We start from the raw sequence: 20,215 nt of genomic DNA, 5'->3' as shown, positions 1-20,215 counted from the left end.
CTTTTTGTTCATTGTTTCGAGAAGGCACGTCCTGCAATGCGCAGGAGATTTCGCTGGGTGGGTTCGTAATCGTCGAGCCATTCGTCTGTGGCGCGGTTTCCGTGGACGCCGAGCAGGCAACCGGTTTCGAGCCCGATGGCGCTGCCGACCGTCATGATGATCTCGCTCTCCATCTCGACGCCGATAGCGCCCTTAGCCAGAAAGCCGTCGATGAAGGCGCCGGACAGATCCTGCCCGTCATCGACGGGGCGATAACGGCGGTCCTGGCCGAAATAATAGCTGTCGGTGGAGGCGACCATGCCAGGACGACAGGTCAACCCCTGCTCGGCCGCGGCATCGACCAGACCGGACACGATCGCGGGCGAGGCCTTGGCTTTACCGCCGGCGGCGCGGTAGGTGCGCGCGGTGCCGGTATCGCCGAGGGCGCGATCGACGGCGACAAACGAGCCGGGTTCATAATTCGCCACCAGCGCCGACATGCCGCCGATGCGCACGACGCGCTTTGCGCCGAGCATGGCCAGTTCGACCAGCGCGATCTCGGTCGAGGGACCCCCGATTCCGGTGGAGCAGATCGTCAGCCGCTGGCCCTCAAACGTGCCGGTGATGAGCGCGAATTCGCGCTTGCGGCCGAAATCGGTCACGTCTTCCAGCATGTCGGCCAGCAGGCGCACGCGATCGGGATCGCCGGGGGTGAGAACATTCTCGGCGATATCGCCGGGACCGCAAGGCAGATGCGGCGGGCGGCCGTTCTTCCAGGGAAAGGCTGCACTTGTCATCGCTTGGCACCCTTCCAGGACAGAAGCCGGTTTTCGAGCATTGTCAGGACGACATGCATGAGCAGACCCAGCACGACCGTCAGCAGCACTGCGGCAAACAGCAGCGGCGTCTTGTAGGTCGCGCCGGCATAGGTCATCAGGTAACCGAGGCCGAGCTTGCCGGACATCCATTCCGCCAGCACCGCGCCGACCAGCGCCTGAACCGCGCCGATCTTAAGGCCGACAAAGATTTCCGGCATTGCCGACGGCAGCTCGATCTGGCGGAACCGCTGGATATGGCCGAGACCGAGAAGTTTTGACAGATCCTTCATCTTCGGATCGAGCGTGCGGAAACCGGCGACTGCGCCGATGAACACCGGAAAGAAGACCAGCGAGAAGATCAGGATGATCTTCGACAGGATGCCGAAACCGAACCAGACCACGAACAGCGGCGCCAGCGCGATTTTTGGGGCGGTCTGGAGGATGACGAGCGGGCCATCGACCCAGATGGCGAGCTTGGGAAAGCGCGTCATCACATAGGCGAGCGCGATCCCCGCGACGAGGCCGAGGATGAGCCCCAGCACGATGTTCTGCACGGTGAAACCGAGATGCACCCAGAGCTCGCCGCTCATCGCGATACCGGCCAGCGCATTCCAGGTGCGCAGCGGCGACGGCAGGAGATAAGTCGGCATGGCCATCGGGCCGGTGGCGAACCACCAGGCGCCGAGTAACACGGCTAGTGCCAGCGCATAATCGATCCAAGCGGTGAAGCGCCTGATCATCAGTGCGCCCGCTCGCCGTGCACCACACCCGGCGTGCGCAGATCGCGACGAAGCTGGGCAACCAGCGCATGATAGGCAGGATCGAGTTTGGTATCCTCGCCGCGCGGGCGGGACAGATCGACGTCGTGAACGCATTTCAGCTTGCCGGGACGCGCAGTCATGACCATGACGCGGTCGGCCAGATAGGCAGCCTCATCGACACTGTGGGTGACGAGCAGGATGGTCTTGCCGGTCGACTGCCAGATGCGCAGCAGTTCGTCGTTAAGCGTATCGCGCGTCATCAGGTCGACGGCCGAAAAAGGCTCGTCCATCAAAAGGATCGGCGGATCGTCCGAAAGCGAACGGGCAATCGCGGCGCGCTGGCGCATGCCGCCGGAAAGCTGGCGCGGCAGCGCCTTTTCGAAGCCGACAAGCCCAACCATCTTGATGAGATCGAGCGCAACCTTGTCGGCCTCGGCTCGGGAAACCCCGGCGGTATCGAGGGGGAAGCGGACGTTTTCGAGAATGGTCTTCCACGGCAGCAGGACGGGCTCCTGGAAAACGAAGCCGACCGGGCGCTTGCGACCGGCGGTATCGAGCGTGATCGTGCCGCCGCTGGCGTGATCGAGTCCGGAAATCAACCGCAGCAGCGTCGACTTTCCGCAGCCGGAAGGACCGACAATCGAGATGAACTCACCCTGCTTGATGGTGATCGTGACCGGCTCGAGCGCCGTCACCGTTCCGTGGTCCGCGACGAATGTCTTGTGGACACCCGCGATATCGATCATCCGTTCAGATTGCGACACCAAAAACTCCGTATCTCAGAAACGGGAAGATCAATGCCGATATCGAGAGGGCCCTGCCCACTCGTGTCGCCAGTTTTCCCGGGAAAGGCCGCAAGCTTTCACAAAACATTCACCCACGCAACAAAAATTCTCAAAGATGAGATTTGTATCAAAAGAATATCCTTTTACGTGCAATGCGAGAAAGATTCATATCTTGACCTAGCGTTGCAATACGGTCTTTTCGATAAAATCCGCTGCCTGATCTCCCTTGAGACTGCGCCGCCACAACTGGTCGGTCATGCTGCCGTAAAGCTGCACTGCCTCAGTGGCGGCAGTGACGGTGGCGACGCCGACACGGATATTGGCGAAGGAGCCAAGACGGAACGGACTGACGGCGACCTGCGCCCGGTCTGCCCGCTTGAACACCTGGAAACTGGCGCCCGGCATTGAATCGATCACCACGCCGATCTGCACGCCGATCGGCTGTTCACGCAACATGCGGACGATGTTGCGGATCTCTTCATGCGCCGCCGCCTGCCGCTTGGCCAGATCGACATCGGGCGGATTATGGGCGCCGACAAAACCGACGCGCGCGAATTCCTCCAGTTCGGCGGCCGATACGAGGCTGACGATATTGGGGCTGCGGCGACGAAAATTATCCTTGCGGGCCTTGAGGATATCCATCAGCGCGCCGATATCGCGCAGCGCCGCCGGCCGGTTGTCTACATCCTGCGGAATGCTTTCATCGAAAATCTTCGGTAGCAGTTCGTCGTAGCGGTCCGTTGTCAGCAGGTAGGAAATCGGCCCGAACATCACGGTGATCTGGTCGACATCCTCTTCCATCTGGCGCATGCGCTCGAAGAAGCTGATGGCGGATGCGATATATTCAACCCCGACGCCCAGCAATGTCGGCAGGGAAACACCGAGGAGATCGGCAATCTTGCCAAGTGTATCGACCTTCGGAGGTTTTCCGGATTCGTATCGATAGATGGCAGCGCGTGACACGCCTGCCCTGATTGCCAAATCTTCGGGCGTGAGGCCGGCCCCCATACGAAAGGCGCGCAGGCGACGGCCGACATCCTCGGTGGAACTCACAAAGTCCATGGCGATTCCCCCGTTCGCGGATTGATAAACCTTCGAATGCCTAAACAAACTCGGGATAATTCGCAATGCGGATATTTTTCATGCGAACAATCTCATTTTTGAGAATCGTCTTGACAGTATTCGCGGTTCCAAAATAGGCTTTGTTTTTGAACGCATGGAGAGCCCTATGACGTCCGATCGCCTTTTCGCCCGACGCTGATCCTCAGCCAACGGCCGCGCGCGACGACGGGGATGCCTCAGCTGTCGCAAGCCTCTTTCGATTACAGAAACGTCCTTGAGCAGCGGTCAACCGCTGCCGGGCATCCCATTTCCCCTTTTCCTTCCGGAACCGCCATGTCAGCCAGCCTCCGTGCCATTTCCGATTCAGCCTTTGCGCCCGCTGCCCTTCTGCGGCAGCCTTCCATTCATGAGCTGGAGGCCCGCATCAAAAGCCACGAATGGGTGAACGGCCAGTACCGCTTGATGGTTCTTGCCGCGCCCGATTGCGTGCTCGATTGCCGGCCCGGCCAGTTCTTCCACCTGCTCTGCCCGCAGACGGATCGTTTCCAGCCCTATTTCCGCCGGCCGATGAGCATCTACGGCTATGACCGGGAAAGGGGCGAACTGTCCTTTCTCTACAAGGTCGCAGGCACCGGAACCGGTGCGCTGGCCGAACTCGAGGCGGGCGGCACACTGAATATCGTCGGCCCGATCGGCCAAGGTTTCGAGATCCGGCCGGAATGGCAAAGGCCGCTGCTGCTGGCCCGTGGCGTCGGACTGGCAACGCTTGCGCCGTTGGCAAAGGAATGCGCCAGCCTCGGCCGGCCATTGACGGCGATCTGTAGCGCCCGCTTTCCCGAATTGCTGATGTCGACCGACCTTTTTCGAGACTGCGGCGCCGAGGTCATCACCGTCACCGACGAAGAAGGCAATTCCGGCGTCGAAAGCCTGACGGCCTTGATCGAAGGGCTGATCGCAACGCGCGGCATCGATGCCTTCTTCACCTGCGGTTCCTCGCGCTTGATGCGCATGCTGCAAGATATCGGCACGCGCCACGGCATCGGTGGACAGGTGGCGCTCGAACAGCACATGGCCTGCGGTATTGGCATGTGCCAGGCCTGCGTGCGCCCCTTCCGGCGCGCCGATGGCGCGGTGAACTTGCGGGTTTGCCGCGAAGGCCCGGTTTTCGATCTGCAGGAGGCGATGTGATGGCCGACCTTTCCACCCGGATCGGCGCATTGACGCTGAAAAACCCGATCATGCCGGCCTCCGGGACGTTTTCCGAGGAACTGGCCGAGGTCTTCGATCTCGACTGCATCGGCGCGCATGTCACCAAGACGATCACCCGCGAAAAACGCTCCGGCAATCCGGTGCCGCGCGTCTGCGAGGTCAATGGCGCGATGCTGAATTCGATCGGCATTCCGAGCAAGGGCGCCGAATGGTTCGTGAAGAACACCATTCCCTTCTATGCCGCTTACGAGGCTCCGCTGGTGATCAGCATCTCCGCCAATACCGCCGACGACTTTGCCCGTTTTGCCGAAGAGGTGAGTGTGCTGGGCGTGGCGGCGATCGAGGTCAACATTTCCTGCCCGAATCTCGAGGACCATGGCAAGGCCTTTGCAATGCGCCCCGGCTCCACCGAGGACGTCATCCGCAAGATCCGGTCCGCCACCTACCTGCCGATCTGGGCAAAGCTGTCTCCCAATACAGGCGAAGTGGTGGACGTAGCGCTGGCGGCGGAAGCCGCCGGTGCCGATGCGCTGGTGACGGCCAACACCATGCTGGCCATGGCGATCGACAGCCGCAGCGGCGAAATCAAGCTCGGCAATGTCATGGGCGGCCTGTCCGGCCCGGCACTGAAGCCGATCACGCTACGCATGACCTATCAATGCGCCAAGGCCGTTGCCATCCCGGTGATCGGCTGCGGCGGCATTTCCAGCGTCGATGATGTGATCGAATACCTGATGGCCGGTGCCCGCGCCGTGCAGGTGGGCACCGCCACCTTCATCAGCCCCAACACCATGCCGCGTCTGGTAGCAGAGCTTGAGGCAACGCTTGCCGTACGTGGCCTCGCCTCGCTCGACGCCCTGATCGGCTCGGCACGACTTGCCGACGAAACCATCACCCTTGCGGAGTATGCCTGATGCCTGCCGCCCTTCTCAAGACAGCGGAAGTCTTCGACCTGACCGCCACGGCCGAACGTCTGTTTGCCGAGATCGCCGCCCGCACCGCCGATGTCGACGGTGTCAGCCGCCCGGCTTTTTCCGAGATCGAAACGGCGACGCTGGAATACCTGATCGATTTCGCACAATCGGAAGGCCTGGTGGCGGAATGGGATGCCGGCAGCAACGTCGTCTTCAGCCTGCCCGAACACCGGAGAACTCCGCGTTTCACGCTAATTGGCTCACATGTGGACAGCGTGCCGCGCGGCGGCAATTTCGATGGTCTCGCCGGCGTTCTCTCTGGCCTTCTGTGCCTGGTGCGCGCTTGCCGGGAAGGATTTGTCTTTCCCGCTCCCGTCAAGGTGATTGCCATGCGCGGCGAGGAAAGCGCCTGGTTCGGCCCCTGCTATATCGGCTCGAAGGCGCTGGTCGGCGCTCTTTTTGCCGATGAACTTGCAGCACGCCACCGGGCCGACGGCCGCACGCTCGACGAACACATGCAGGCGACCGGCATCGACATGGCGCCGGTGCGCGCAGGCAAACCGCTTCTCGATGGCGCGACGGTCAGCGCCTATCTGGAAGTTCATATCGAACAGGGCCCGGTGCTGATCGAGCGCAATCTGCCGGCGGCGATCGTTTCGGGCATCCGCGGCAATTTCCGCTACAGGAAGATCGCCTGCTTCGGAGAGGCCGGCCATTCCGGCGCCGTTCCGCTGGCCTACCGGCATGACCCAGTTCTGGCCATGGCGGAACTCCTCAATGTGCTCGATGCCGCCTGGCACGATTTCGTCGCCAAGGGCCGCGACCTCGTCGTGACCAGCGGCATGGTTTCTACCGACCAGCAGAAACACGCTCTTTCCCGCATTCCCGACAGTGTCGAATTCAGCCTCGACATTCGCAGTCAGGACAGCGCGATGCTGGAGACGATGCACGCGCTCGTGCTCTCCCATGTCGGGCGCATCGAGCGTGAACGTGCCGTCCGTTTCGACCTCGGCCAGGCGCTGTGGACCAGCCCCGCGCTCTGCGACGAAAGGTTGATCGCCATGCTGCAAACGGCATCGGAGACCACCGGCGTGCCGGCATCGGCCATTCCCTCGGGCGGCGGCCATGACGCGGCCGTGTTTTCCAAGGCCGGCATTCCCTCGGCGATGATCTTCATTCGCAACCGCAACGGCTCGCACAATCCGCAGGAAGCGATGGAGATCGACGACTTCGGCCTCGCAACCGGCATTCTTTATCAATTCCTCGGCGGCTTCACAGGAACAGCCGAGCGGGCAACAGTTTCAAACCAGACAGGAAAGGCGAAAGTTTCCATGTTCAGCAGCATCACCGATATCATCCGCGAGAAGGGCAATGGTGCACGTGCCTATCAGGCAGCGGCAGTTGCAGCACGGCAGGCAGCCCTGGCGGAACCGGATCGAGCCGCTGGCTATTTTATTCTTGCGACTGCAGCGCAGGAGTTCGGCGATCTGCATTACGACGGGGGGTCTTATGCGAGTGTATTCGAGCAGGAACTCGAACGTTTTCAGAGCTACGTTGATATGCTCGACAAGGCCTTCCAAGATTCTGACACTGAGCAGCGTCTGAACGTAGTCTCGAAGATTGCAACAAGCATAATCAGAGGCAAGATTGCCGAGCATCAATCCTAGAACGATCACTGGTTGGCCGCCACCTGAGATCAGCCACCAGGGGCGAGCCCAGCTGCTTTTACACGCCCGCTCGGTGACTCCATTTGGAATGGTTTATCACGGATTGAAATTGGAAGTCCTTGAATTATTCCGACAAGTTGCCGAGCCCAAGGGCTAAGGTCTCAAAGGAGTAATCATCAATTTCCCGGCGGGTATGCCGGGAGATGTAGGCCTCTTCCTTACTTGGGATCCACCCATTTTGTAGCCGTGGGCAAGATGGCGCAGATAGTATGAGCCGTTCAAGGAACCTGCCGGCGACAAAGCTGGAGTGTGCTGACACGCGCAGCCTCGAAAGCATGGCTCGAGAATGCGACCTAAAAAATCGCGACATGAAAATCAGAGTTGAAACTACGCCACGGTATCGTCAGCCACTTTATTACAGTGGGGCTTTTAGCTCGCCAGCCATACGCTTTCGCAGTTAGTGATACGCAGCTCGCGTAGACCGAATGCATCTCACTGCGGTACTATTCCGTTCATCCGGTGCCTGATTTGCGACCGTTGGCACTATATGTGGCACGGCAGCAAGCTTTGTACCGAAGGCCTGAGCCGCAAGGGCAGAGGTCGCTACTCCGGCGCTGCAACCGGCCAACTACAAACAGCAGAAAACCTGTCGGTAACATTCTTGCAGTCGCGGCTGCGATTTTCGCCCAAAACCCTGGAATTACAAGTCGACGTCCTGACTTGAAACCGTGCCAGACGTGCTCAGCTACGTAGGGAGCCGGGTATCTGGGAAGAATTTTGAACAACGGTACTCTTCCAGCTCCAGAGTGATCTAGGAATTCAGTAGCGACAGGTCCTGGCGCGGCGCAGGTTACGGTCACACCCGTAAAGCGAAGCTCGGCATTCAGAGCTTCGGAAAACGAACGCACGAAGTTCTTGCTCGCGTAGTACATTGCCATATTGGGGCCTGGAAGGAAGCTCGCAACAGATGCCAGATTGATCACACCACCTTGCCTTCGCCTCAACATTCCTGGCAGGAAATGGAGCGTCAGCTCACTTAACGCCCGAATATTGACGTCAATGATACCGATCTGCTTGTCGATCTGCATGACGCTCGCCGCGCCGCGCAACCCGTATCCGGCGCTATTGACAAGCACATCACAGAGAAGCCCCTTCTCGGTAAGGAACTCTTCCACACGCGCTGCGGCACCGGCCAAACAGAGGTCCAGATCCAGAATAAACGCCTCGCCCCCCGCCATGCGAATCTCGCTGGCAGCCTCAGCGAGATGGTCGAGCGAGCGAGCAACGAGTACGACGGGACGACCCTCGCTGGCAGCAACCTTGGCGATTGCTTTCCCAATCCCGCGTGACCCGCCGACGACCACAACGGCACGTCTGGCTGCTGTTTCATCAATCATTCCGTTGTGCCGGTTTTGGATGTTGTCATGATTGTTTCTTCGCCGGGAAGCTGCTTGACTTCCGATGCGACATCATCGTTCAAGATCGCCTCGAAACGCGCTAGCGCGCGCGCGACGGTTGCGCCGTCCATTACTCGGTGATCGTAAAGAATTCGAACGCTGATGTTTCCATCTTCGTCGATCTGTCCCCAGTTGAGTAGCGTTGTGAGCGGCGTCAGTGGGTTCAATGATTCCGCGCCCAGGCCTGAATAAACCGAAAGCTGAAACGTTCCGAAAAATCGTTCGCGCTGTCTTGCGAGATTGAGACCAAACCACATTAATAGCCACCTGACGGGCCCGGGCAGTTTGGCGAACCGCAAAGCGCGCCGGAATTGTTTGATCGTCAGGACAGGCTCTGAGCGCGTCGCTTCGACGATCTGTTGGATCGAGGATATCGAACGGCTCTCAGGATGCTTGATGGTAGCAAGCAAAACAGCACGCTCGCCTTGATACTCGCGCTCGTAAGCGACAGATGCAACACTCTTCGAATATTCGTAGAAATGCGGCCAGGGGAGTTTGACGTACGCGCGGCGAAGTTCAGGTATCTCCTGAGCAAGGGCTCCATATCCCCTTAAGAAAAGTACTGTCCAGGAGGGGCGTCGGGTCCGCGAGTTCCGTGCCGCCAAAAGATGTCTGAGATCCATTCTTCTTTGGACAGTGACCCTGGGTATCCCAATCGAAAATCGCATCAGATCTCCGACGAGCCGGCGGGATGCAGATATTTTAAGGGCACGGCCTCGCATATGCGCCTCAATAGAAATAGGGAATGATCCGCTTCGTTGTGTTCGCGTAGTTTAGATAATCAGTGCCAAAGGTTTCCATCATCATGTGTTCCTCTTTTCCTACCCGGAGGAAAAATAGAATAGAGAATCCCAGAAGCCCTGCCAGTCCGACAGCCCAGTTGGGCAGCAAGAACATCTGCCCGAGTGCCAACAACAGAAATGAGCTGTACATCGGGTGACGGACGCGTGAATAAGGGCCGGTGTCCACCAGCCTGTGCTTGTCACGTATCTCCAAGCTGATGGACCAGTTCTTGCCGAGTTCCTTATGAGTTTTTCGGAAAAGCCACAGACCGGAAAACAACAGGACAGTGCCCAAGGCGGTGGCCCATATGTGGGCAGGAAAGTCCGCAACGGCCGGCATGCCTGTCGCTATATAAACACCCGGGACAAGACCTTGCCCTAGGACTGCCGCCCACAAGCCAATTCTATCGACGACCGAACGACGATTATCGATAACGCGAATGGCCTTGGCCCGCCGTTCGAAAGGGCGGCGAATAATATACCAACCTATGATGCCGGCGACCCAAATGGACTCGCCGATAATGGCTGAGGATGCATTCATCTAAGGCACCCAGGAAGATCGGCTAGTGGCGGTTTTCTCGGTCCAGCGCTCTTTCTATCCATTCTCATCCCCCGTTCAGCTCGCGAAGCTTCGTGATGAACTGTTGAGGTCTAAGATAAATCGAAGGTGCTTTGTAACCCATGGAACGCGCAATATCTGCCACGAAAGCATTGCAGTTGCTCACGGACGCCAGCCAGACTTTTGATTTGGCTTTGAGCATGCGGATATGGGCTACGACTTTCTCATACTCAGCCCTGGTCAGCACGACGCGCCAACTTGCCGAACGATATTCCTCCTCCAGATCGCCATCACTTTCACCCGTCTCGGCAGGTACCGGAATCAAGTGACCAAGGACGTAGGGGAGCGGATCGTTTGTAGCTGGTGCTAACCCGGCCACCTCGCGAGTAATCGTCTGGCCATTGGCTCCCGATTGTCCAAAAATGACATAGGAATGCCCATAAGTCAGCGCATAGCGTGAACGAAATTCAATGAAATACCGACGTTCGGCACGTCGAGAGGCGATGGTGGGTGAATCGGAGCTGTTGTGGTAAGTCGATATGTAACGCGGTAGCGGCGGTTTGTCGTCACCTTGGCAGGAAACCATAAACAGAGACAGGCAGACCATGAGGGACGCGAAGTACTTTCTACCCGGCATCAACCTGCTCTTTCCCTTGGACGCCAGAATTCGAGTGAGAGCTGCCAGCTTCTCAATTCGAACGCGAATGATTGGAAGAAATTGACATAATTCATATGACGGGGAGCATCGGCGGATGCTCCCCGTCGATCTCGAAAGCTACTTGTACACGGCTGTCTGCGCTGCAGGCGGCGGGGCCTTCCCCTTGCCCTTACCAATCATCCCGCATCCGCTCAGGCTGGCGACTGACACGATTGCGACTGCGATAATCATAAGTCTGCTCATAAAGATGTCCTCTCCTGTTTCGGAATCGGGTCTTTCAGGCAACGCTTTATTTCATAACCGTAAAAAACTACCACGAATAGCATATAAATGTCACACAACCTTTTCATTCGTTGAACGGTGTTCTCGTTTCGGTCAGCGCGCTATGTGAAACCAGCCCGGTGCAGTCCTCGCAAATCTGCGTCATCAGATAATCAAGACCTGCGTCCCGAGAGGTGTCAGTGAGTATAGATGGACGATGTCGTTGTTGGTCAGCCGCACGCAGCCATTCGAAACCGCATGTCCTATCGACCAGGGTTCGTTTGTGCCATGAAGACGGTACATCGTGTCCTCGCCGTCCCGATAGAGGTAAAGTGCAGCGGCTCCAAGCGGGTTATGAAGGCCGCCCTCCACGCCTCCCGCATATTGCTGCAGACGCGGCTTGCGCTGGATCATGCTGGCAGTCGGTGTCCACGACGGCCACTCCGCCTTTCGACCCACTGTCGCTCGCCCCTTCAGCGAGAGGCCGGCCTCTCCGACGGCGACACCATATCGCGTTGCTCGACCGCCATATTCGACGTGATAGAGGTACCGCTCGGCCGTATCGACGATGATCGTGCCAGGCGCCTCGCCGCCATCATAGGGAACGCGTCGACGTCGGTATTCGGCAGGCAGCCGATAACTCGTAACGGCGAACGGCGACCAAGCCATTGAAGTACAACCGGATGCCGAACCGCTCAAACTGAAGAGCATAAAGCGTCGGCGCGTCATGAGGATCGTGCTCATGCCTACCTATCGCGTTCGTTGAAAATCTGTCTCGATGCGATGCCAGTCTTTTGTAAGGTCGGGTCGCGGGACTTCCACTCTATTACAGCAAAGCTTTTGCCACCAATCCGACAAGCAAAGTTAGTGATTGCTTTTTCTTCCGTCTCTGCAACCTTACCGGTACGCTATGGAAAGTAAACCGTGATTCCGTAAGCAGGGCACAAGACTGCTTTAGGCTTCGACAAAGAGTTATCTACCCAAACATCCTGCTTCGGATCGTGTGTTAACTTGGGGGACGATCAGGTGAAAGCTGATATGCGGGGGAAGATCGCGATCGTGACTGGCGGCGGTTCTGGCATCGGTGCGGCCATATGCCGGCGTCTGGCAGAGGAAGGCGCTGAAATCATCGTAGCGGATGTGAACGATGACGCGGCGCGCAGGATTGCGTCTGAAATTTCCGCTTGCGGACATCTCGCCCACGACATGGCTGTCGATGTTACGAACCCGGAAGCTGTCGAGGCCATGATTTATGATGTTACCATGAGATTTGGCGGTCTTCATCTGGCAATCAACAATGCCGGCAGCTATGGCGGTCAGGTCGACACCGCTGGCTATTCGCTCGATGAGTGGCATCGGGTGATGGATGTCAATCTCAACGCCGTTTTCTATTGCATGAAATACGAAATTGCTGCAATGCTTAAGTTCGGCCAAGGAGCGATTGTCAATGTCGCTTCCGTGCTTGGCTCGGTAGCACTGCCAGCAACTGCGGCATATACCGCAAGCAAGCACGGAGTTATCGGGCTGACCAAGGTTGCGGCGATCGAATATGCGAAGCGCGGCATTCGCATCAATGCCGTTTGTCCAGGTTGGATTGAGACACCGCTCCTCGAGGCCGCTTACAAGAATTTTTCCAACAACCGGCGCATGGAGGCATTACAGCCAATGGGGCGCTGTGGAACGCCAAATGAAGTAGCCGCCCTCGTTTGCTTCCTATTGTCAGATCAGGCAAGCTTCATTACCGGAAGCTGTCATCTTGTCGATGGCGCGTACAGCGCTCATTGACCGAGCTTGACAGGACCGCAAAACCGAAAATGTGACGATCCAACTGATTGTCCTCTGAACTCAGTATCCACAGGTTAACTTTTGAAGGAACTCAAACCAACGACCCAGTTGGCACCTATTCATGATTTGCTGGTGGATACTCTCGCAGGGGGATGCTAGCGGTCCGAAGCCAGCGCTACTCGGCGCATGTGCCAAGGATAGGCATCATCGCGTTGATGTGCCCGTCGATGCGTTCCAGCACTTTTGGGGGAACATAAGCCCGCTCTGGCAAGGACCACCAGAACCTGTCGACCTGGCCCACAATTTCGGTCACCGCTCCGAGGACTGCAGCTTCCGGCAGTTGTGCCCGATTGGCGAATGCTTTCCATCTCTGCGCATTCATCGCTTTGAATGAGCGCTCGCCAGCAAGCGACAGTGCCATTCCGTCAGCTGGAATATACGGGATTGTTGAAAGTACGTCGTAAACTGGTGCGATCGCCGGTTTGTCACCCACACCATCATAGGCAACTGACCAGTTTTTGAGATGCATGTCGCCGTTACCAGTCATGACGGCGAAAGCCAGCCGTCGTACGAATTCGAGCGAGGTAGTAGTTGAGACCGCTATTGCGAGCGCTCTGGCGATGTCATGATACGCTGCCCCTTCGTATTTTCGGGAAGGATAAATACCAAATACCTGGGCGAAATCCTCCATGTGGATCCGCTCACCGTTTGCCTTACGATCGAACCGCTTGACCAATAGGACTTTGCCATCTGACAGCGTCGCAAATTCCTCCGGAATGCCCTCAAAATCTGCTTGGTCGACGAGTTCACGCTCTGGTACGTCCATCCCTATGGCTTCGGCCAAGGCGAGTTGAGCGTATTCGTTCTCGGAGACGCCGGGGAAAGATGTCGAGGGGAACTTGGCAATGTACGAACCCTGCTCGTCACCGAGCGGGATGGTCAGTCCTCCACCCTTGCCTGTGTTCTTGATGACAGAGAGCTTCATCTGGACACCAGCCAGAGAAAAGCGGGCTTTTGGTCTGGGGCGCGAACGCGCCTCGACAGAAGCCACAGCACCTCCGCTCGGCGCGACACGAACAGCTCCTGGCAGATCCGAACCAAGCGCGACAAGGATATCGAAGTCGTTTCCGGCCCGGACGCTGTCTACGTGGTGCTTCTCCATCGCTTCGCGCAGCTTGTCTTCCGGCAGAAGATTGGCAAAAAACGCCGGCAGTGCTCTTGCTACGGGCTTCGGATCTTTGCGGAGACCACCGGCGGCCGAACGAAAAGACAGGCTGAGCACAGGGAACCCGCCGGTCGCACGATAGCTGTCCTCGAAGCTGAATGCGGTAAAGTCGCCCGGCGTCCTGACGATCGTCCCAACTTTGAGATCATTCAGGAATACCTCGAGAGACGAAATTGATCTCGGATGAAGCGGAACATCAGTCATGATCGTCGCTCTCCCGGCTGACAACGAAGGCTGGCAGATCATCTTCGTCACCATGAGGCTTCAGGAGAGCATCGACTGCCGGGGCGATAGCTTTCGGGATGAGCATCAGTTCGAGACCAAGTGCGCGCGCGATGTTGATCAGTGTCGTAACGCGGGCAGCAGCGCTGCCGACCTCGATTTCGCGATACCTCGGGCGCGAGATGCCCGCCATATCTGCAACTTGTTCCTGCGTGAGTTGGAGGTCCTTGCGGGCCGCCTTTAACACGCTACCAACTTCCAGCAAAGGGTTTGACAAATGGCCCACGTTGATACTCCGACAGATCATTCTCTTCTAGAAGGAATGTATGCGGATCTTTTGTCAAGCGCTCAGTTATCAAAATGATCTGTTGACATATCTCCTAATTCAAAATGAGCCCTCAAGAGATCACTATGGCAAGGCACCGACCAAAAAGTTGACGTCCTCACCTGCACAGCAATAGGTATAATTTTATTAAATGCGACACTCTACTCCCGCTCGCCCTCGGCATTGGCGCCGAGAGAAACGGAATGGGCATGACAAAAACGACATTTCATGACGTCATTTTCAGCGAAAGATATCCGAGTTCTGCGAGTTGCGTATCGCGCCAATCGCATCCTGGCGGGTGATGGAGAATATCCGGCCTTACCTGATCAGTTTGATCATCTACCGGAAATCGCCACCGCGACTGAATGGCCATATCGACTGGATGACGATTGGTCAGGCATGTGGAATCGAAGCCGAACTGACGCTAGAACTGAAAAAGCAGCTTCGGCCAGGCTTGGATTCAATCATCCGATGGCTCGAGGCACCACCGGCAGCCGAAGGACGACGGTCACCAAAGCCGACAGTTAGCCCGCGCAAAACGGTGCCCACCAAAAAGGCAAGTTCCGTATCCTCCCCCAGAAAGCCGCAACGCACAGCGGCCGACGGTTCCGTTGACCGGTCTGCTGCGGTACGGCCTGGGCCTGCACCGAAGCAGATCAGCCCTAACCCCGAGCCGCTTTTCGAAGCGACAGAAGATCCAGCGAGCTTTCAGGAAGCGCTGACTTATCATATGAGGCGGTTCGGCGACACGTATTGGCAGCTCTACCGCGCCGTTGTTCATCTCAATGAGACCTTCGACAACAAGACGCTTCTGTCATGGATACAGGAGAGCGCGTTCCACGCTCTGTTGCGAGTTTCGACATCCTCCGCCGGATTGAGCGACGGTACGGACTTTCGGAGGAATATTTCAAAGAGAAACTGCCGCATCAGGCGCGCTCACTTTATGGCCACGAACTCGGTGAGATCAGCCCGGCTGAACGGCGCAGGATCTCGCTGCATCTTCCGGATGATTTCAGCAATCTGCCCTTCAGCAAGCGCGAAGAGATCCTTGATTGGGATCGCCGCGTGATCATCTCCGGATCGACAGAGTATCGTCGATACCAGGCGGCGGCCAGCAAGCAACGATACGCAATCCGCTTTCCCGGCGTCACCTATGGCCGAAGCACTTTATCACTGAGATCCTTGGTACCCGCGGTTGGCGCCAATCAGAATGTCGTGGCCGAGTGTGATGATCCCGATTTGCTGTCAGGCGTTATGGACGCGCCGCCACGGCTTGCCATGGAAATGGCAGATCTCGTTCGTTTCAAGACCTCGACACTGACCGCGATTGGATTTCAGCGGAATGGCGTTTGGGGAGAGGAAACGGCTTCGCAAAAGATCGAACACCTTGGCCTGATGTTTGGGGCGCTGGCCGCTTCACCAAACGGTTCAGTAAAAGGTTTTGGCGTTCCGCTCAGTCATTTGAGTTTTGGTCTTCTAATCTTTCCTGGCGTGTGGGAGTGGTATCTGCAGTGGCGGGAACAGCGCCGTGGCTTCTATACCAAATGGGAAGAGGACATGCTGATGGTTGCCCAGGCCCTCACTCGCGCGGATGTCGGTTGGATACGGCAGCACCCGGAGCTGCTTCAAAACGTCAGGCCGATCTCGGGCTTGATTGAGCAGGAAGAAATCGACTTCGCAGCCCGCGACTGGAACGGCGCCTGCGACGCCTTTCACCGACATGCCGCAAATCGTTCCAAGGAAATTCAACGCGTCATGCGTGTTCACCGCGACCCGTTCGAGCCGATCATGTGCGTCCTCAAGGCCGAAAGCCCATTGGCGGAATATCGTAAGATCACGGACGAAATTCTCTCACGCATGCCGGATGAAAGAAGATATCCACGGCCAGCGGCTGAGGCCGTCAGATCATTCCTGCTGCTTCGGCTCGGCCTGCACCTCGGACTGCGGCAGAAAACCTTCGTCTACTGCGTGTTTGTCCGCGCGGACATTATCCGACATCGGAACGCCGGCTTGAGGACATGAAATGCGGGGAGTTGCGCTGGAGTGATCGCGACCATGGGTGGGAGGTCCTTATCCCGTCGGTCGCATTCAAGAACTCCGGCTCATCTTTCTTCGGTCAAAAGCCGTTCCGTCTGATCCTGCCGGACTTGCTCGATCTCTACAAATACCTCGATGCGTACATCGACCGCCATCGCGGCGTTCTGCTTGGTGGTGCCAGAGACCCTGGAACGTTCTTCGTCAAGACGGTGAAGACGACCAGCATCGATGCAGCCTACAACTCCACCACGTTCTACGAGGCGTGGCGGACGGTTATTCAGCGCTACGGGATCTACAACCCATACACCGGGCGTGGTGCGATCAAGGGCTTGCTGCCGCATGGTCCGCATAACCTGCGCGACATTCCGCGACACATATTCTGAAGCAGACAGGATCATACGAGCAGGCGAGCTACGCTATTCAGGACACGCCCGATGTCGTGCAACAGCACTATGGTCGCTTCCTGCCGCAAGACAGGGCCGCGCTGGCGGCCAAGATCCTCAATCAGGTTTGGGAAGCTGCATAAAATCGAATGAGATGCTCGGCTTGGATGGTGGCGACAGCCTACGTCCGAGCCGACCTCGTCGTTTCGCTCTTGAAAGGATCCGAACCTACGATCTACCTTGAAACTCTAACAATATGATACTTCTCATGAAATTATCATGGGCGACCGAGGCGGAAGTTCAAATGCTGCAATACATACTTACTCGTTGAGAAACTCAGGCCGGCGGCAAGCTCCCGGGGTTTCCCCAAACTGTCGTTGGAACGCCCGGATGAATGCCTGTTGAGACGAGAATGAGCAAGCAAATGCGATTTCCGCGAGCGCCATCTCCGTATTCTCAATGAGCTCACGCGCACGATCAAGTCGCCTCTTGCCGATGTACCGACTTGGGCTCTCACCTACGGAAGCCTTGAAAGCTCTCGAAAAGTGAAACCGGCTGAGACATGCGATTGAGGCGATGTCAGAAATCGTAATATCAGAATCAAGGTTGGCCTCCACGTAGTCGAGAACACGTCGTAACCTTCTGTTGTCCAATCGAGTTGCGTGACTGACGTGCTCTGACGCTGTGTGGCAGTCATCGTGATAACGCCCGCAAAGATGCGCGATCAGAGCAGTCGAAAGCTGCTCAACCAAAAGTGCCCCACCGGCGGTTTCGCTTTTCAACTCGCTTGCTATGCGAATGCAGACTTGGCGAACAAATTCATCTTCAAGCCCTGAGCGGTACAAGCGATCGTCCAGTAAAATCGGGCGTGCAACCACCTCTGAAAATGCATTGATCTGCTCGTCACCGAGGTAGATATGCAGAACTTCCGGTATCGTCTCGCTGATCATGATCTTGTCTTCAAGCACACCGATCGGCGAAAACCAGACTGTGCCGGTTCGGCTGGCGGCGGTCTGGAAGTTGCCATTGCCTCTCCTCTCTACCCGCCCATGCAAGGTACCTCGCAAAGCAAGCGTGATTTCTGTCTTCGATGAACAGATGTCGGGTATGCGTCCGGCCGGGTGCGAGCGTATCTCAGCCGCTACTCCAGTCCATCCTCTTGCCTGCGAAGTGAAAAGCAGTCCTGCATCAGGAAACTTCTGCACCCCATGTTCATAAAGTGACTATCCGTTGCGACCATCTCTAGGCAGTCTGTTTTACGCGCTTTGCACGGAAATCAACATATAGCATTTTGGGTAAGAACTTGGGCACAAGTAGAGAAGACCTTTCTTACTCTAAATGCTTCAATCGTCGTCGCCGAGAATTTTGAAAGACCTGCTATCCGAGCGAACATCTCGTGTTAACGTAAGATTGTATCAGGTCGGGTGATTGATCCTTTACAAAGGCGTTACGGTGGACGTGGAACTGCGCTTCGATTCATTTTCTATCTCTCCAGCGAGGCGTAACCTCAAGCGGGTTGGCGCAAGCATCCCTTTAGGAAGCCGCGCCACTGACATACTCCTTCTGTTGCTTTCCCGTCCCGGTGAACTGAAAACCAATGATGAAATCATCAGGCATGTCTGGCCAAGCACATTCGTCGATGAAGCGAACTTGCGCGTTCATATCTCTGCTTTGAGGAAAGCTCTGGGAGACACGAAAGGCGAACCTAGGTTCATCACCAATATCCCGGGCAGAGGCTATGCCTTCATCGGCCAGGTTTCCACAAGCTCGCAGGCTCCGAGCATGCCGCAAGCGGATTTCGACCAATTTCGCGGCTCTCGGCCTAACGTATTCGGTCGCAGCGAAAACATAGAGATCATCCTTGCTCAATTGCAGAAAGGCAGACTGGTTACCGTGACCGGGCCGGGAGGGATCGGAAAATCTACCGTTGCAAGGGCAGTAGCCGAGCGGCTGAGCAGCCGCGCAGAGGTAATCAGTGTTGCATTTTCGGACCTCGCGTCGGGAGATCTTGTACCGGCCGCAGTTGCCGCGAGCCTTGGTCTCAAATATCGCGCAGAGAACGTGCTGGCGGTTATTTGCGCCTCTCTGGAAAACAGCGAGGCTACGATCATCCTGGACGGCTGTGAACACGTCATCGATGACGTTGCCAAACTGGTCGAAACCTTGCTCCAACGCACTTCGAAAGTCCGCTTTCTGGCGACCAGCCGGGAGCCGCTTCGCGCGGGAGACGAACGCGTCCATCGTCTGCTACCTCTCGAAATCCCGAATGCGCAAGCCGATGTCGAGGACGCACTAAACTTCTCTGCGGTGCAGCTGTTCGTGGAACGCGCCGATGCTTGCCTTGGCGGTTATCGCCTGACGCTTGCCGATACACCGGTTGTTATCGACATCTGCATGCGGCTGGACGGGATCGCGCTCGCCATCGAACTCGCCGCAGGCCGGCTTGAGGCGATGAGCCTGTCCACCCTGGCGGCATCGCTCAACGATTGCTTTCGGGTTCTCAGCCGTGGAAGGCGAACCGCGCTGCCACGGCACCAGACACTGCGCGCGGCGCTGGACTGGAGCTATGTCCTGCTCTCGGAACCTGAACGGCGCGGCCTGGACGAGCTGTCGATTTTTCGCGGGCGTTTCACCATATCGGCCGCAGCCGCCGTCCTGACCGGCGATGCCTATGACCTTGTTGCCGCGCTCGTCGCCAAGTCGCTCGTCGTCGCGGAAACATCGACGACCGATGAGTTCTACCGCCTGTTGGACACAACCCGGATCTATGGTGCGGAAAAGCTCGCGGCGTCAGGAGGATATGACGCAGCGATGGAACGGTTCGCGCGCTACCTCTGGCGGTTGCTCGATACAGCCTCGGCAAAAATCCACGTCCAGCCCACCGAGGAGGCCGTGCGCGATTTCGGCCATCTTTTGCCGGGCCTGCGCTCATGCCTGGACTGGGCCCTGGCCGGTCATGGAGACAGTCTGGTCGGTGCCCGGCTGACCGTTGCGGCCTTGCCGCTATTCTTCAAGCTGTCGCTTTACGACGAATGCATCTCGGTCGTCACCGCATCGATCGAATTCCTCAATGCAAATCCCGATATCGATGAGGCTAGCAGGATGAAGCTTTACACCGCGCTAGGCTGGCCTCAGATCATTGCGGCAGCTACTCCGGGACGGGGCGCGGAAGCCTGGAGCGCTTCAGCCGTGATGGCGTCGTCGCCTTAAGTTTGGCTATGGCACGGTGATCGACATCGGCCAGGTTTCAGGCGCTGATCGACATGGTGATATCTCGCCATGCCGCGATAGCGTGAGAGCGAAGCTTTCGATGATCTGCTGCGGTC

General features: G+C 57.4%; 18 protein-coding genes and 1 pseudogene. 6 read left to right on the top strand and 13 right to left on the bottom strand.

Going from position 1 to position 20,215, the window contains the following annotated elements; translation table 11 throughout:
- Positions 1–8: 8 nt before the first annotated feature.
- The 4 genes from ACI3K0_RS27805 to ACI3K0_RS27790 form a co-directional block, all read right to left on the bottom strand.
- On the bottom strand, positions 9–776 hold the full coding sequence (locus ACI3K0_RS27805; RefSeq protein ID WP_148147121.1) for a nucleoside phosphorylase: 768 nt from the start codon (positions 774–776) through the stop codon (positions 9–11).
- A complete protein-coding gene (locus ACI3K0_RS27800; protein ID WP_148147120.1) occupies positions 773–1,537 on the bottom strand; it encodes an ABC transporter permease in 765 nt (254 codons plus the stop codon). Before ACI3K0_RS27800 ends, ACI3K0_RS27805 begins: the two co-directional genes overlap by 4 nt.
- Positions 1,537–2,322 (bottom strand): ABC transporter ATP-binding protein, encoded by a 786-nt coding sequence (locus ACI3K0_RS27795; protein ID WP_148147119.1) that lies wholly within the window; start codon positions 2,320–2,322, stop codon positions 1,537–1,539. The genes ACI3K0_RS27800 and ACI3K0_RS27795 overlap by 1 nt, the downstream gene beginning before the upstream one ends.
- Before the next feature lie 198 nt (positions 2,323–2,520).
- Positions 2,521–3,405, bottom strand: a complete 885-nt coding sequence (locus tag ACI3K0_RS27790) for a helix-turn-helix transcriptional regulator (protein WP_148147118.1) — start codon at positions 3,403–3,405, stop codon at positions 2,521–2,523.
- A gap of 333 nt (positions 3,406–3,738) precedes the next feature.
- Between ACI3K0_RS27790 and ACI3K0_RS27785 the strand changes: the two genes are divergently transcribed.
- The 3 genes from ACI3K0_RS27785 to ACI3K0_RS27775 are packed head-to-tail and all read left to right on the top strand — an operon-like array spanning position 3,739 to position 7,195.
- Positions 3,739–4,593 carry a dihydroorotate dehydrogenase electron transfer subunit gene (locus ACI3K0_RS27785; protein ID WP_148147117.1) on the top strand — a complete coding sequence of 285 codons (855 nt, stop codon included), beginning with the start codon at positions 3,739–3,741 and terminating at the stop codon, positions 4,591–4,593.
- A complete protein-coding gene (locus ACI3K0_RS27780) occupies positions 4,593–5,528 on the top strand; it encodes a dihydroorotate dehydrogenase (RefSeq protein ID WP_404946724.1) in 936 nt (311 codons plus the stop codon). Before ACI3K0_RS27785 ends, ACI3K0_RS27780 begins: the two co-directional genes overlap by 1 nt.
- Positions 5,528–7,195 carry a hydantoinase/carbamoylase family amidase gene (locus ACI3K0_RS27775; RefSeq protein WP_404946723.1) on the top strand — a complete coding sequence of 556 codons (1,668 nt, stop codon included), beginning with the start codon at positions 5,528–5,530 and terminating at the stop codon, positions 7,193–7,195. The genes ACI3K0_RS27780 and ACI3K0_RS27775 overlap by 1 nt, the downstream gene beginning before the upstream one ends.
- Positions 7,196–7,707: 512 nt before the next feature.
- On the opposite strand, the gene ACI3K0_RS27770 is transcribed toward ACI3K0_RS27775, so the two are convergent.
- From ACI3K0_RS27770 to ACI3K0_RS27745, 6 genes are all read right to left on the bottom strand, one after another.
- Positions 7,708–8,592, bottom strand: a complete 885-nt coding sequence (locus ACI3K0_RS27770; protein WP_404946722.1) for an SDR family NAD(P)-dependent oxidoreductase — start codon at positions 8,590–8,592, stop codon at positions 7,708–7,710.
- A complete protein-coding gene (locus ACI3K0_RS27765) occupies positions 8,589–9,374 on the bottom strand; it encodes a hypothetical protein (RefSeq protein WP_404946721.1) in 786 nt (261 codons plus the stop codon). The genes ACI3K0_RS27770 and ACI3K0_RS27765 overlap by 4 nt, the downstream gene beginning before the upstream one ends.
- A gap of 7 nt (positions 9,375–9,381) precedes the next feature.
- Entirely contained in the window at positions 9,382–9,975 is a 594-nt protein-coding gene (locus ACI3K0_RS27760) for a protein-S-isoprenylcysteine O-methyltransferase (RefSeq protein WP_404946720.1), read from the bottom strand.
- A gap of 64 nt (positions 9,976–10,039) precedes the next feature.
- A complete protein-coding gene (locus tag ACI3K0_RS27755) occupies positions 10,040–10,630 on the bottom strand; it encodes a hypothetical protein (protein ID WP_404946719.1) in 591 nt (196 codons plus the stop codon).
- Between the two features lie 138 nt (positions 10,631–10,768).
- Positions 10,769–10,894, bottom strand: coding sequence for an ABC transporter (locus tag ACI3K0_RS27750; RefSeq protein ID WP_244654578.1), 126 nt, complete (start codon positions 10,892–10,894; stop codon positions 10,769–10,771).
- A 183-nt stretch (positions 10,895–11,077) separates the two neighbouring features.
- A complete protein-coding gene (locus ACI3K0_RS27745) occupies positions 11,078–11,656 on the bottom strand; it encodes a L,D-transpeptidase (RefSeq protein WP_404946718.1) in 579 nt (192 codons plus the stop codon).
- A gap of 282 nt (positions 11,657–11,938) precedes the next feature.
- On the opposite strand from ACI3K0_RS27745, the gene ACI3K0_RS27740 reads away from it, so the two are divergent.
- Positions 11,939–12,697: an SDR family NAD(P)-dependent oxidoreductase gene (locus ACI3K0_RS27740; protein WP_404946717.1), complete on the top strand. Its 759-nt coding sequence runs from the start codon at positions 11,939–11,941 to the stop codon at positions 12,695–12,697.
- Between the two features lie 175 nt (positions 12,698–12,872).
- On the opposite strand, the gene ACI3K0_RS27735 is transcribed toward ACI3K0_RS27740, so the two are convergent.
- Both ACI3K0_RS27735 and ACI3K0_RS27730 read right to left on the bottom strand, forming a co-directional pair.
- The gene (locus ACI3K0_RS27735) at positions 12,873–14,126 is read right to left on the bottom strand and encodes a type II toxin-antitoxin system HipA family toxin (protein WP_404946716.1); all 1,254 of its coding nucleotides are present in this window, start codon (positions 14,124–14,126) and stop codon (positions 12,873–12,875) included.
- Entirely contained in the window at positions 14,119–14,430 is a 312-nt protein-coding gene (locus ACI3K0_RS27730; RefSeq protein ID WP_404946715.1) for a helix-turn-helix domain-containing protein, read from the bottom strand. Before ACI3K0_RS27730 ends, ACI3K0_RS27735 begins: the two co-directional genes overlap by 8 nt.
- Positions 14,431–14,770: 340 nt before the next feature.
- Here ACI3K0_RS27730 and ACI3K0_RS27725 point away from each other — a divergent pair.
- Positions 14,771–17,032 (top strand): annotated as a pseudogene (locus tag ACI3K0_RS27725) (hypothetical protein).
- A gap of 177 nt (positions 17,033–17,209) precedes the next feature.
- On the opposite strand, the gene ACI3K0_RS27720 reads toward ACI3K0_RS27725, so the two are convergent.
- Positions 17,210–18,094 carry a helix-turn-helix domain-containing protein gene (locus ACI3K0_RS27720; protein WP_404946714.1) on the bottom strand — a complete coding sequence of 295 codons (885 nt, stop codon included), beginning with the start codon at positions 18,092–18,094 and terminating at the stop codon, positions 17,210–17,212.
- A gap of 247 nt (positions 18,095–18,341) precedes the next feature.
- Here ACI3K0_RS27720 and ACI3K0_RS27715 point away from each other — a divergent pair, with 247 nt between their 5' ends.
- Positions 18,342–20,099, top strand: coding sequence for an ATP-binding protein (locus ACI3K0_RS27715; protein ID WP_404946736.1), 1,758 nt, complete (start codon positions 18,342–18,344; stop codon positions 20,097–20,099).
- Positions 20,100–20,215 lie beyond the last annotated feature (116 nt).

Source organism: Rhizobium sp. ZW T2_16, from assembly GCF_044987325.1.
Classification (GTDB): Bacteria; Pseudomonadota; Alphaproteobacteria; order Rhizobiales; family Rhizobiaceae; genus Neorhizobium; species Neorhizobium cellulosilyticum.
The sequence above is the reverse complement of the archived record's forward strand: the minus strand, read 5'-3'. Positions and strand labels throughout refer to the sequence as shown.

What these genes read in the sequence shown, in the direction of transcription:
- ACI3K0_RS27805 (WP_148147121.1), bottom strand. Translation starts at nt 776, where the DNA reads ATGACAAGTGCAGCCTTTCCCTGGAAGAACGGCCGCCCGCCGCATCTG.
- ACI3K0_RS27800 (WP_148147120.1), bottom strand. Translation starts at nt 1,537, where the DNA reads ATGATCAGGCGCTTCACCGCTTGGATCGATTATGCGCTGGCACTAGCC.
- ACI3K0_RS27790 (WP_148147118.1), bottom strand. Translation starts at nt 3,405, where the DNA reads ATGGACTTTGTGAGTTCCACCGAGGATGTCGGCCGTCGCCTGCGCGCC.
- ACI3K0_RS27785 (WP_148147117.1), top strand. Translation starts at nt 3,739, where the DNA reads ATGTCAGCCAGCCTCCGTGCCATTTCCGATTCAGCCTTTGCGCCCGCT.
- ACI3K0_RS27780 (WP_404946724.1), top strand. Translation starts at nt 4,593, where the DNA reads ATGGCCGACCTTTCCACCCGGATCGGCGCATTGACGCTGAAAAACCCG.
- ACI3K0_RS27775 (WP_404946723.1), top strand. Translation starts at nt 5,528, where the DNA reads ATGCCTGCCGCCCTTCTCAAGACAGCGGAAGTCTTCGACCTGACCGCC.
- ACI3K0_RS27770 (WP_404946722.1), bottom strand. Translation starts at nt 8,592, where the DNA reads ATGATTGATGAAACAGCAGCCAGACGTGCCGTTGTGGTCGTCGGCGGG.
- ACI3K0_RS27765 (WP_404946721.1), bottom strand. Translation starts at nt 9,374, where the DNA reads ATGCGAGGCCGTGCCCTTAAAATATCTGCATCCCGCCGGCTCGTCGGA.
- ACI3K0_RS27760 (WP_404946720.1), bottom strand. Translation starts at nt 9,975, where the DNA reads ATGAATGCATCCTCAGCCATTATCGGCGAGTCCATTTGGGTCGCCGGC.
- ACI3K0_RS27755 (WP_404946719.1), bottom strand. Translation starts at nt 10,630, where the DNA reads ATGCCGGGTAGAAAGTACTTCGCGTCCCTCATGGTCTGCCTGTCTCTG.
- ACI3K0_RS27750 (WP_244654578.1), bottom strand. Translation starts at nt 10,894, where the DNA reads ATGAGCAGACTTATGATTATCGCAGTCGCAATCGTGTCAGTCGCCAGC.
- ACI3K0_RS27745 (WP_404946718.1), bottom strand. Translation starts at nt 11,656, where the DNA reads ATGAGCACGATCCTCATGACGCGCCGACGCTTTATGCTCTTCAGTTTG.
- ACI3K0_RS27735 (WP_404946716.1), bottom strand. Translation starts at nt 14,126, where the DNA reads ATGACTGATGTTCCGCTTCATCCGAGATCAATTTCGTCTCTCGAGGTA.